Annotated in this window: 7 protein-coding genes and 1 riboswitch; of the genes, 5 read left to right on the top strand and 2 right to left on the bottom strand. The window is 65.4% G+C overall.

Annotated elements, in window-relative coordinates; all coding sequences use genetic code 11:
* Positions 1–3: 3 nt before the first annotated feature.
* Positions 4–666: a glutathione S-transferase family protein gene (locus DTS01S_RS26880; RefSeq protein ID WP_061289753.1), complete on the bottom strand. Its 663-nt coding sequence runs from the start codon at positions 664–666 to the stop codon at positions 4–6.
* A 116-nt stretch (positions 667–782) separates the two neighbouring features.
* Between DTS01S_RS26880 and DTS01S_RS26885 the strand changes: the two genes are divergently transcribed.
* The 4 genes from DTS01S_RS26885 (at position 783) to DTS01S_RS26900 (ending at position 4,158) form a co-directional block, all read left to right on the top strand.
* Positions 783–1,142: a hypothetical protein gene (locus tag DTS01S_RS26885; RefSeq protein WP_061289756.1), complete on the top strand. Its 360-nt coding sequence runs from the start codon at positions 783–785 to the stop codon at positions 1,140–1,142.
* 96 nt (positions 1,143–1,238) lie between these two features.
* The gene (locus tag DTS01S_RS26890) at positions 1,239–1,766 is read left to right on the top strand and encodes a copper chaperone PCu(A)C (protein WP_016450406.1); all 528 of its coding nucleotides are present in this window, start codon (positions 1,239–1,241) and stop codon (positions 1,764–1,766) included.
* 142 nt (positions 1,767–1,908) lie between these two features.
* Entirely contained in the window at positions 1,909–2,841 is a 933-nt protein-coding gene (locus tag DTS01S_RS26895; protein WP_017406614.1) for a PhaM family polyhydroxyalkanoate granule multifunctional regulatory protein, read from the top strand.
* Between the two features lie 81 nt (positions 2,842–2,922).
* Positions 2,923–4,158, top strand: a complete 1,236-nt coding sequence (locus DTS01S_RS26900; RefSeq protein ID WP_016450408.1) for an FIST signal transduction protein — start codon at positions 2,923–2,925, stop codon at positions 4,156–4,158.
* Between the two features lie 32 nt (positions 4,159–4,190).
* Here DTS01S_RS26900 and DTS01S_RS26905 read toward each other — a convergent pair whose 3' ends face one another.
* The gene (locus tag DTS01S_RS26905) at positions 4,191–5,522 is read right to left on the bottom strand and encodes a D-amino acid dehydrogenase (protein WP_017406612.1); all 1,332 of its coding nucleotides are present in this window, start codon (positions 5,520–5,522) and stop codon (positions 4,191–4,193) included.
* 93 nt (positions 5,523–5,615) lie between these two features.
* A riboswitch (glycine riboswitch) is annotated at positions 5,616–5,726 on the bottom strand.
* A gap of 388 nt (positions 5,727–6,114) precedes the next feature.
* Between DTS01S_RS26905 and DTS01S_RS26910 the strand changes: the two genes are divergently transcribed.
* Positions 6,115–12,340: beta strand repeat-containing protein (locus tag DTS01S_RS26910; protein ID WP_255247331.1), on the top strand; the 6,226-nt coding region annotated here is incomplete at its 3' end.

The raw sequence follows: 12,340 nt of genomic DNA on the forward strand, positions 1-12,340 counted from the left end.
GCCTCAGGCCGGGGTCTTGTCGCTGGCGTAGCGGGCCATCATCAGCGCCGTATTGGTCTTGCGGTCGGCATTGACCTGCTGCACCGTGGGCCGCTCGGCCATGCGTGCCAGGTACTCGCGCACGGGCAGGTCGGCCAGAACGTCGCGGCCGCCAACGATCTTGCTGGCCGCGCTGACCAGGGGCAGGTGGACGATGGCGCAGCAGTCGGCCAGCGTGAAGCTGTCGCCCGCCACAAAGGGTGAGAAACGCGCGAGTTTGGCGAAGGCCGCCACGTTGTTGTCGAGCTGGGCCAGCGTGCGCTCCCGGGTGGAGTCGCTGACCTGGCCGCCGAAGAAGGCCTGCGGGTAGAGGATGCGCGCCACCAGCTCCAGGTGCAGGTCCAGGTACACGCACAGCTCGCGCACCTTGGCGGCCTCGAAGGCGTCGGCCGGCAGCAGGGCCGGCGAGGGCGACAGCGTCTCCACGTACTCGACCATGGCGGCCGACTCGCACAGACCCCGGCCGTCGTCGATGCGCAGGTAGGGCACCTTGCCCAGCGGAGAAAGCGCCATGTCGGTCTCTCCCAGCCAGGCCAGTTCCTCGTTGAAGGGCAGCTGCTTTTCCAGCAGGGCCAGCTTGACCTTGTTGTAGTAGTTGCTGGCCGCGAATCCGCACAGGGTGAGCATGGGTGTCTCCTAGGGTGTTGGTGAGGGCTGGGGGATGCGCCTGCGATGGTAGGGGCGGGCAGGGCCTGGCGGGGTCACGGACATGACGTCCTGGGGCAGACCCCTAGAATGACGCCATGCCGCTTCGCCTGCCCTCCACCTTGGCTGCCTGCGCCCGCTGGGCGCTGGGCCTGTGGCTGTGCGTGGCGCTGGCATCGGCGTTTGCGCCGCTGGCGCGCGCCTCGGGCTGGGAGCGCCTGTGCTCGGCCCCTGGCGAATCGGTCTGGGTGCCCTCGCCGGCCGGTCAGGACGATGCCCTTGCCGGCAGCCACGGCATCGACTGCCCGCTGTGCCTGCCCCCGCTGGCGCCGCCGCCCGCCCGGTGCAGTGCGGCCCCGGCACCGCTGGTGGCAGATGCGCAGCCACGGGCGCACCCGGCCTCCGTCCACAGCGTGGCCATGCCGGCCCTGCCCCAGGCCCGCGCCCCGCCCCGGTGACTCCCGGATTCACTCCCGCTTCCTTCGCTTGGCCAACCCTTTTTGCAAGGCACGAAGACCGTGCCGCAATGCATTGAAATTTCTGGAGAAACCGTGATGACACTGCGTCAATGGACCACCCCTTTCCTGATCGCCGCCTCCCTGTCCATGGGCCTGGCCCATGCCCATGCCGATGCGGCCCATGTCAAGGCCGACGCCGCCTGGGCGCGTGCCAGCGTGCCGGGCCAGCAGGCCACGGGCGCCTTCATGCGCCTGACGGCCGAGGAGCCGCTGCGCCTGGTGGGCGTGGAGTCGCCCGCCGCCGGCGTGGCCGAGGTGCATGAAATGAAGATGGAAGGCGATGTGATGCGCATGCGCGCCATCGACGGCCTGGACCTGCCCAAGGGCGTGGCCGTGGACCTGAAGCCCGGCGGCTACCACGTCATGCTGCAGCAGCTCAAGAGCCCGCTGCTCAAGGACAGTCAGGTACCCATCACCCTGGTGTTCAAGGACGCCAAGGGCGAGACCTCGCGCCTGAGCCTGCAGGTCCCCGTGCGCGCCATGGCGCCCGGCGCAGGTGCGGCATCGGCTGCGCAGGGCGGCGCGCATGGCGGACACGGCGGACATGCCGGCCACTCCCACTGAGCTTTTTGTCATCCACCGGGTTTGTGCGCAGCGGGCCGTGCATGACTTGCGATGGACTTGGCGTGTGCCTGGGTTAAGCTGAGCGCATGGCCGGTGTGCTTCACCGGCATGTTCTTCCAACCCAGTCCTAGCGAGTGCTGCCATGAGTGATGCGTCCTCCTTCGGTTTCGGCAAGTTCATCCCCGGTTTCGACTTCCTGCAGGGCCTGGCCCAGAGTGCAGGATCGGCCACCGCCCGGCCCCTGGGGCGCCTGCCCGAATGGGTGGCGCCCACGGTGAGCATCGAAGAGGTGGACAAGCGCATCACCGAACTCAAGGCCGTGCAGTTCTGGCTCGACCAGAACGGCAAGGCGCTGGCCGCCACCATCCAGGCCCTGGAAGTGCAGCGCATGACGCTGTCCACCTTGCAGGGCATGAACGTCAGCATGGGCGAGCTGGCGCAGGCCTTCCAGTTCCCTGCAGCCGCAACCGCCGCGGCCAAGGGCGCCGCCAGCGCGGGGCAGGGCGACCTTTCGGACTGGCCCATGTCCTCGGCCGCCAGCCGGGCGAGCAAGAAGGAAAAGCCGCAGCCCGAGCCCGCACAGGCCGCTGCCGCGCCGCCTGCAGCCCCCGAGGCGGCCAAGGCCGCCGACAGACCCGCAGCCGCGGAGACTGCGGCGCCCAAGGACGAGTCCGCCCAGGCCGCCGCCATGGGCCAGGCCATGCAGTGGTGGGGCGCGTTGACCCAGCAATTCCAGCAGATCGCCGCCAAGGCCATGGCCGAGCCCATGGCCCCGGAGGCCGTGGCGGCCGCCCAGCGCGCCACCGGCATGGCCGGTGACCTGGCCAAGGCCACCATGGACCGCATGGCGGCACAGGCCAGCGCCTTTGCTGCGCAGGCGGGCAAGGCGGCGGCGGTCTCCCCTGCCAAGGCGCCGTCCGCAAAGCCGGCGGCCAAGGCTGCGGCGCAGGCCGAAGCCCCCAGGACCGCTGCCAAGGCTCCCGCCAAAGCGGCTGCCAGGAAAGCCGCTGCAAAGGCTGGAGCCAAGGCGCCGGCCGCCAGCAAGCCGGCAGCCAAGAGCCGGCCGGCGCGTTGACCGATCGGGCCGGACCCATGGATGCGCAAGGCCCCAGCCACCCGCAAGCCGGGTGCTGGCGGGGCTAGAAAGAAGGTTGGTATGTCGTTGTTTCCTGTAGGCCATGCCAGCCATTCCGACTGGCGCGCCGCGGCCGACGCGGTGCTGCAGCAGCTGCGCTTGCAGATGGCCGGGCCCGGCCACGCGCAGCGGCCCCGTCTGGGACTGGTGTACCTGTCCCATGCGCATGCCGCCCACGCACGGCCGCTGCTGCAGCATCTGGCCAGGGCCCTGCCCCATGTGGCGGACTGGGCCGGCTGCTCGGCCGGCGGCGTTCTGGCCATGTCGCATGAGTACCTGTCAGGAACCGCGCTCGCGGTGATGCTGCTGGATGTACCGGCCGCCCACTACCGCCTGTATTCGGGCCTGGCGCCCCTGCATGCGCCTGGCGGCGAGGCCGGCTTCACGGCCCATTCGGCCCTGGTCCATGCCGCAGGCGGCCAGCCCGAGCTGGCCGAGCTGCTGTACGAGCTGTCCGAGCGCACCGAGTCCGGCCTGCTGTTCGGCGGCGTGGGCGATGACGGGGAAGATGGCGTGGAGGGCGTGCAGATCGCCTGCCGTACCGAGGATCTGCATGCGCAGCATGCGGACGCGCGCGGCATTTTTCGTGGCGGCTTTTCAGGCGTGGCCTTCGGTGCCGGCGTGCCCTGCATCACGGGCATGGCCCAGGGCTGCGTGCCGCTGGGCGAGGGGCTGGAGATCACCGAGGCGCGCGGCGCCCTGGTCACCGGGCTCGATGGCGATCCGGCCCTGCAGCGCCTGCTGCAACTGCTGGGCGTGGAGCTGGAAGGCAGCGACTGGCAGCCCGCGCTGACCACGGTCCGCACCACGCTGGCGGCCATTGCGCCGCCGGGCCGGGGCCTGGCCCACGGCGTGCTGACCGAAGAGGCCCAGGTGCTGACCCTGGTCGGCCTGGACCCGCTGCGCCAGGGCGTGGCCCTGTCATCGGCCGTGGAGGCCGGGCATTCGGTGATCTTCTGCCGCCGCCAGGCCCAGGTGGCGCGCCAGGAACTGCTGCAACTGGGCGCTGCGCTGCGCGATGCGGCGGAGCCCGAGGAGGCGGCGCCCGAAGGCGAGGCACAGCCCCGCATCCGTGGCGCCATCTACATCAGTTGCCGGGGCCGCGGCGGCGGCCTGTTCGGCGGCCCCGATGCCGAACTGCGCACCCTGCGCCACGCACTGGGCGATGTGCCATTGATCGGCTTCGTTGCCGAAGCCGAGATCATGGACGCCCGCCTGCACCGCTTCGCCGGGGTGTTGACGGTGTTCACTGCCTAGGCGTCGTACACGCCGTACACGCCGTCCGCACCTCAGACCGCGCGCGGGCGCACCGTGCCTGCGCTGCGATCCGGGTCCATGGCTGCGGCCCCCAGGAAATCGAAATCCACGGCCGGCCGCCTGCCGCTGACCAGGTCGGCCAGCGCCATGCCGGAGCCGCAGGCATGGGTCCAGCCCAGCGTGCCGTGGCCGGTGTTCAGGAACAGGTTGGCGATGGGCGAGCGTCCGATCAGCGGCACATTGCTGGGCGTGGCGGGGCGCAGGCCGCTCCAGAACTGGGCGCGCCCGGTATCGCCGGCGCCAGGGAACAGCTGCTGCACGCGCCGCACGATGGCCTCGCAACGCACGGGGTCCAGGTTGCGGTCGTAGCCGTTGAACTCGGCCGTGCCCGCAATGCGCAGGCGGTCGCCTTGCGCGCCCGTGTAGCGCGAGAACACCAGCTTGAACTCGTCGTCCGTGAGGCTGACCTGGTAGGCCTTGGCGGGGTCCAGCACCGGCAGGGTCACGGAGTAGCCCTTGGCCGGGTAGATGGGCAGGCGCAACCCCAGCGGCTGGGCCAGCAGCGGGCTGAACGAGCCCATGGCCAGCACATAGGCGTCGCCCTGGATGCGTTCATAGCGGCCATCGGCATTGGTCACCTCCACATGGTCGATATGGCGGCTGGCGCCCGCACCCGTGGTGCGCAGCGCCATGACGTGGTGGCCGTGGCGGAACTGCACGCCCGTGGTGGTGGCAATGCGCGCCAGCTCGCGCGTGAAGAGGTTGGCGTCGCCCGATTCATCCTCGGCCGTATAGGTGGCGCCCGCTATCTGCCCGCGCACATGGGCCAGGGCCGGCTCCAGGCGCACGGCCTCGTCGGCATCGATCAGGCGGCGGTCGCAGCCCAGGGCCTGCATCTGCTCGGTGGGCTTGAGCGCGCCCTCGAACTCGCGGGCGTTCGTATAGAAGTGCAGGATGCCCTGCGTGCGCTGCTCGTACTGGATGCCGGTGTCCGACCGCAGCTGCTGCAGGGCCTCGCGGCTGTAGGTGCCCAGGCGAACGATCTGCTGGATGTTGTGGCGCGTGCGCGCGGGCGTGCAGTTGCGCAGGAAGGACAGGCCCCAGAGCCACTGGCGCATGTCGGCGCGCAGGCGGAAGAGCAGGGGGGCGTCCTGCCGGCCCAGCCAGCCCAGCAGCTTCAGCGGTGCGCCGGGGTTGGCCCAGGGCTCGGCATGGCTGACCGAGATCTGCCCGCCGTTGGCGAAGCTGGTTTCGGCGCCGGGCGCGGCCTGGCGGTCGATGACGGTCACTTCATGACCGAGGGATTGCAGATAGTAGGCCGACGTGGTGCCGATCAGACCGGCTCCGAGAACGATGACGCGCATGACGATGCCCTTTCAAAGGCATGTGCCGGGTCACGCGAAAGCTGGCCGCTATGGTCTGGATAGCAGGCAGCCGGCGTCCGTCGTGACGCAGCTGCCGCTCCCCCTGTCCTTGGTACCTGAGAGATTCACCGCCGTCCATGGGAACGGGGCTTGCTCCTTCGGTGCGCCGCACATTGCGTGCGGCGGCTCTCCAGACGGCATGTTGTGTTTGCAGTACGGAACCTGAGCGTGTATGGGAGTTTGCGCCTTCGGTGAGGCTCGGCACCGTGGCGCCCGCCTGCTCTCCTGCAGGGGCGATTCTATGTGGCTTGCGCAGCCAGCTCCAGTCGTATTGGGGATACCACCAGTTACCTGTATGTGGTGTGGCTGATTCAGGGTATTCCCTAGATCGCTCAAGTGCCTCCCTCGTAGCGCTGGTACGAGCCTCTGGTTTCATGTAAAAAAACTATTGAAATAGAAAAAAACATGATTTAGCCTATCGATATGTGCAGTGGTTTGTCAGTGCATGTTCTGGTCGATTGGACCTGCATGGGTTAACCATGGGTTGTATATATGTCTGATAGGCGACTTACCGTTGCACAGGTGCGGGTCCATGGAAACTGGTCCGTCACTGAAAAAATACAAGCACGGTGAATATGGTTTGTCGAGGGAGGAATGTTTTGCGTCGCAAACCCGACTGAAGGTGTGTCCGCTCAACGGGCAGTGGAGCAGCGCGCAAGCGTTGATGGAAATCCGCCTTTTTTTGATTGACGCGCAGGATCTGCGCGAAAAATTTTGCTTCCAAACTCACCGGCTGCAAGGTGAGTTGTGGGCTCGTGATTCAAATAGAACTATTCGAGGTACGGCGATGCAAATGCGCTGGGTACAACTGATGGCCATTGCCATTGGGAAAATCATTTTCCTGTCATATCTCCTTGAGAAAACGGGGAATATCATGCATGCTCTCAATCGCCTGCCTAGTTCGGCATTTTTTCGCAAGTGGCGTGCAGCGAAGTGCCTTTTCTCTTTGCTGCTGCTTTCATGCGCGGGTATCTCATCCACGGCACTGGCGGCGACCATCGTCTTCACGGTCACCGACAACAGCGACGCTCCCAATGCCAATGCAACGACACCAACCACCTGTGTCAGCACGCTGGGGGGCACCTTTGCTGGCGCATGTACGCTGCGAGCGGCCATTCAGGCAGCCAACTACACGCTGCAAACACTGGATCCGAGTGCCGATGTTTCCATCGTCTTTGCGCCGACACTGACCACGTCGGTACGAACCATACAGAGCGGGACATCCAAGGATGCGGCGGGAAACCTCCATCCGTATGTCGACAATCAGACGGTTTACGTGCGCTGTGCCAATACATTCATCAGCGGAGCCCAGTCCGGCGCCGTGACGGGAGCCACCAATGCCTGTGGTCAAACCCAGATGATCAGCGGCGGCGATACGGGCACCACCACTGGTGCCGGTGGTGCCTGGTACTGGCTCAAAGGCACCGTGCCAGCCGGCACGGGCTCGTTGACCATCGATTTCGGGGGAGTCATACAAGTCCAGAACTGGGCGGACTCCCCCTGGGAAACTTTTTATCTTGGTGGGAAGAACATCACGCTCACCAATTCGCCCAACATGACCTGTGGCGAAGCGGTATTCGTCGTTGGCTCCCCGGCGAACAATGTCACCATTGACCGCGTCGGCTTGGTGAATGTGGCGCCAACCCCTGCGGGAGAGGGGACGCCGTTCAACTGCGAGCTGTACGCGGAGATTCATCAAGGCGCACAAAACGTATTCTTTACCAATAGCACGATCAATTCCGCGATATGGAATGGAAATTACGGCAATAACAAGGGCTCGGCTATTTCGGTTGCCGCAAGCAACGGTGCAGGCACGGTTTCCAACATTGTTGTCGATAATTTCACGGTAACGAATCTGCCCAACCCTATCGGGGGAATGCAGCTCGAGCAGTTCTTCCAGGTCATGTCGAACATGACCGTCAACGGATTGACGATCAAAGATTCGAATATCGCACTGAGCCCGACTGGTGGAAATGCGCCCAGGGCCGTGGTGTCGGTTGATGGAACGATCAACCTGGGCAATGGAATTGGTCTTGCCGTGACGGGTAATACCTTCTCGCTGCCTATCGCCGCCTATACCGCTTCATCGCCAATGCATGTGTCGGCACCAACGGTGAATACGGCAGCCTCAGGCACGACGCAGGTAGTGACGGTGACCGATAACAATTTCACTGGCGGCGGGGACGGTTTGAATATTAGTGGGACGGGTACGGCACCAGGGTTGATTGGCAACAACAAGATGACAAGCCAGTCGAGAAGTGCCATTCGTATCACTACGCATGATTTCTTCAAGATTTCTCAGAACACGCTGTTTTCCGTGCCTGTGGCTGCAAACTCAGGTATCAGCTTGCAGACGACGGCCAATGGACAAACCGGATGGACCCCGACCCTTGGCGTTGGCGCCAGTGACACCGCCGCCTGCACCTGGACATTCAATATCACGGCAAATGCCAATGCGAGCGAGCCGGCACCGTATACGGTGGAAGCCTTTTGGTCGCCGACCGGCGCGGGCGCCAACGACGCACAGGTCTATCTGGGCTCAGGGACCATGGCCGGAGCCTCGGGAACGCTGACCGTTCCTTCGTACCTCAGCGGCCAGGTGCGGGTCACAGTGACGGACAGCAATTCCGGTGGAGCCCAGACCTCGCAGCTTTCAACGGCGGCAAGCGTCACCGGTTTTCCCTGTGCCCTGAAATCCGGCGTTCTGGCGACGACCAACAATCAACCTGTCGGCAGCAGCGACTTGCTGGAGGTCTACATTGTTGACGGCCAAGGCAATGCCTGGACGGGGGGCAGTGACACCGTTACCTTCGCAGCGCCGCCTGCAGGTGTCACGTTCAATGGCAGCTCCGCCGCAGTCAGCTGCACGACCGACTCCAGCGGAAAGTGCGCGTCTCCCATCAATGCCAGCAGCAGTGTCGCCGGAACATTCACCACACCCGTGACCTTGTCGTCGTCAGTCGCTGGTGCCACGTTCTCCAATCTTCCATTGGGTGGAAGCCCGGTATCTGGCGCAGTGACTTATCAGCCTTCGCCGGTTGCTTACAGCTTCACCGGGCTGCCGGCCAGCACGACCGGTTCTGAAATCGCCGCGAGTCCGCCATCGATTGCGGCCAATGGCGTCTCCACTAGCACCTTGGCCGTGCAGTTGAAGGATGCGTTAGGCAACCTTGTCACCACCTGTACCGATACGGTGGCCTTCACCCTCAATGCGGGGACGCAAGGCGTTCCTGCCGTCAGCGTCACGGGCTGCAGTGCCGGCATGTACACGGGGACGGTGACATCGCCGGTGCTGGTCGGCAGCGGCACCTTCGGGTTCACCATCAACGGGGCTGCGGCTGTTGCCACCGCAACAGTCTCCTATGCGGCCGCAACGCCGAGCACGAGTGCATCGACGATAGGCGCCACTCCGGCATCGATCGTGGCCAACGGCAGCTCCACCAGCGTGCTGCGCGTGCAACTGGTCGATGCCAGCAGCAATCCGATCAACACGTGCACGAACACGGTGGCGTTCACCCTGAACGGCGGAACGCAGGGAACGCCGAGTGTGGGCGCGGCCTCGTGTACCGCCGGCATCTATACGGGCACCGTCACATCGCCCACGGCGGTCGGCAGCGGGATCTTCGGATTCACCATCAACGGCTCTGCCGCAGTTGCTACGGCTTCAGTGAGCTACACGGCGGGTCCGCCAAGTACCAGCGCCTCGACCATCGTTGCGAGTCCGACCTCGATCATTGCCAATGGCACTGCAACCAGCACATTGACGGCGCAGCTCAAGGATGCATCAGGCAATTCGATTGCGACCTGTGCCAACACGGTGGCCTTCACGCTGAACGGCGGAACACAGGGCTCGCCCGCGGTCGGCGCGGGGGCGTGCAGCGCAGGGGTGTACACGGCCACCGTCACGGCACCTACCGCAGTCGGCAGCGGCACCTTTGGTTTCACCATCAATGGCTCGGCCGCCACGGCTACGGCTGCGGTGAACTACACGGCCGGCTCGCCCAGCAATGGCGCGAATGGAAACCTGATCAGTGCCAGTCCGCTCAGCGTTGTCGCAGACAACACTGCCACGAGCTCGATCAGCGTGACCCTGCGCGATGCCAATGGCAATCCCGCCACGGATACGGTGGCGCACACGATTGTCTTCACCAAAACGGGCGTGGGCACGACCACGCCGGCCGCACCCACGTGCACGATCGCGGCCAACGCCAATCCGGCCACCTGCTCCGTGACGGTGAAATCGGCCACGGTCGGCACCGCAAGCTTCACGGCGACGGACAACGGAGAGGCCGTGAGCAATGGCAGCCCGGTATCGGTCAACTTCATTGCCGGGCCGCCCAGCAATACAGCCAGTGGCAATCTGCTCAGTGCCACACCGCTCTCGGTGATGGCCGACGGTACGAGCACCGGCACGGTGACCGTCGCACTGCAGGACGCCAATGGCAATGCAACGGTCGATACGGTCGCCCACACCATCGGCTTTGTCCATACCGGCGCCGGCACGCCTTCGGCAACTTCCTGCACGATTGCGGCCAATGCGAATCCAGCGCGCTGCTCCATCACGGTGACATCCACCGTCGCGGGTGCGGCGAGCTTCACAGCCACGGACAACAACGGCACCACCACCCAGAGCGTGGCCAATGGCAGTCCGGCCGTGATCAACTTCACGGCCAATGCCGCCGACCCCGCCAGGTCGGGGGTGCGTACCGTCAGCAGTCCGGCCACGGCCAATGGCTCGGCGACGGATGTGCTTGAAGCGTTTGTGGGAGATGTCAACGGCAATCCGGTGGCCGGAAGCGTTGTCACGTTCTCTCCCACCGCAAACATCACTTTCAGCGGTACCTGCACCACCAATGCGGCCGGTACTTGCCAGGTCACCGCCAGGACAACCGTCGCGGGCTCCTACACTTCCGGCGCAAGCATCGCGGGGGGCGCATTGAGCGGCAGCGGCATCAGCTCCGGCGGCAATACGTACGGCGCTACGGCTGCCTATGTCTTTACGGCAGGTGCCGTCGATCCCGCCAATTCGACCATGTCGGTCGATGTGAACAACCAGGCAGCCGGCGGCGGCCAGGACGTCGTTTCCGTGGTCACCAAGGATGCGTTCGGCAATCCGGTCACCGGCGTTGCCGTGAACTTCAGCGTGACGCCTGCCGGAGCGGCACCTGCCACCGCCAGTTGCACGACTGCGGGTGCGGCGGCGACCTGCTCGGTGTCGTTCACCAGCGTGACCGCATCGACTTACTCGGCTGCCGCCACGGTGGGTGCAACTGCCATCGGCAACAGCCCGCAATCGATGGCCTTTGTCGCCGGCAATGCCTCGGCAAGCAACTCGGGCCTGCGTGTCGTGAGCGACAACGCGGCGGCAAATGGCACGGCAACCGATGTGGTGGAAGCGTATGTGCGCGATGCCGGTGGCAACCCCAAGGGCGGCGAGGTCGTCACCTTTGCCGGTACCCCCGGCGTGAAGCTGAACGGTGGCGCGGACGGCGCGTCAGCCACTTGCACCACTGGAACAAGCGGCGCAACTCTGGGCATCTGCTCGATCACTGCCACCAGCACAGCAAGTGGTACCTACACCATCGCCACCAGCATTCCTGCAGGAACCCTGGGTGGCACGTTCACCGTGGGAGCAAACGCGTATTCGCCAAGCGCCGCACAAATTCATTTTGTGAGCGTGGTGAACCTCAGTGTCACCAAGGCCAACCCGGGCAGCCTGGCCGTAGGTTCGCCCTTCAACTACACCTTTACGGTAGCGAATGCGGCGAGTGCCTTCGGTTCTGCCAGCAGCGTGACCATCAAGGACCTAGTGCCGGCAGGCATCAGCATCACGGGCGTGCCGAGCGGCGCGAACGTGGCCAGTGCGACCTGCACGCCCAACACCTTCCCCTTCGTGGGCAATGGCAGCTCCGTGCTGACTTGTACGGTGAGCTTCACCACGCCGGTGGCGGCCGGTGGCACCACCAGCTTCAATCTGCCGGCTGTGCCGACGGCGGTGGGCTCGAGCACGAACACGGCTTCCTACGATCCGTCCGGCGGCATCAGCCCCGTCAATCCGACAGCCGGTTGCACGACAGACTGCGCTTCCACACCGGTGACTCCAGTCACGCCAGGCACGCCAGCGTTGACGGTCACCAAGGCCAATCCCGGCAGCCTGGCTGTGGGCACGCCGTTCAACTACGCGTTCTCCGTGTCCAATGCGGCCAGTGCCTTTGGTCCCGCCACCAGCGTGACCATCAAGGACCTGGTGCCTGCGGGTATCAGCATCACAGGAGTGCCGACCGGCGCGAACGTGGCCAGCGCGACCTGCACGCCCAACACCTTCCCGTTTGCGGGTAACGGCAGCTCCGTGCTGACGTGTACGGTGAACTTCACGGCGGCAGTGGCAGCCGGTGGCACCACCAGCTTCGATCTGCCGGCTGTGCCGACGGCGGTGGGTTCGAGCACGAACACGGCTTCCTACGATCCGTCGGGTGGCATCAATCCCGTCAATCCAACGGCAGGGTGCACAACAGACTGCGCTTCCACGCCGGTGACTCCGGTCACGCCTGGCACGCCTGCGCTGACGGTCACCAAGGCCAACCCTGGCAGCCTGGCTGTGGGAACTGCGTTCAACTACGCCTTCACGGTAGCGAATGCGGCCGGTGCCTTCGGCCCTGCCACCAGCGTGACCATCAAGGACCTGGTGCCTGCGGGTATCAGCATCACGGGCGTGCCGACCGGTGCGAATGTGGCCAGTGCAACCTGCACACCCAACG

It is taken from the genome of Delftia tsuruhatensis NBRC 16741 (genome assembly GCF_001571325.1).
In the GTDB taxonomy this organism is placed as follows: Bacteria; Pseudomonadota; Gammaproteobacteria; order Burkholderiales; family Burkholderiaceae_C; genus Comamonas; species Comamonas tsuruhatensis.

Bases quoted from the DNA above. Each gene is read 5' to 3' on its own strand.
- DTS01S_RS26880 (WP_061289753.1), bottom strand. From the start codon at position 666: ATGCTCACCCTGTGCGGATTCGCGGCCAGCAACTACTACAACAAGGTC.
- DTS01S_RS26895 (WP_017406614.1), top strand. From the start codon at position 1,909: ATGAGTGATGCGTCCTCCTTCGGTTTCGGCAAGTTCATCCCCGGTTTC.
- DTS01S_RS26885 (WP_061289756.1), top strand. From the start codon at position 783: ATGCCGCTTCGCCTGCCCTCCACCTTGGCTGCCTGCGCCCGCTGGGCG.
- DTS01S_RS26890 (WP_016450406.1), top strand. From the start codon at position 1,239: ATGACACTGCGTCAATGGACCACCCCTTTCCTGATCGCCGCCTCCCTG.
- DTS01S_RS26905 (WP_017406612.1), bottom strand. From the start codon at position 5,522: ATGCGCGTCATCGTTCTCGGAGCCGGTCTGATCGGCACCACGTCGGCC.
- DTS01S_RS26900 (WP_016450408.1), top strand. From the start codon at position 2,923: ATGTCGTTGTTTCCTGTAGGCCATGCCAGCCATTCCGACTGGCGCGCC.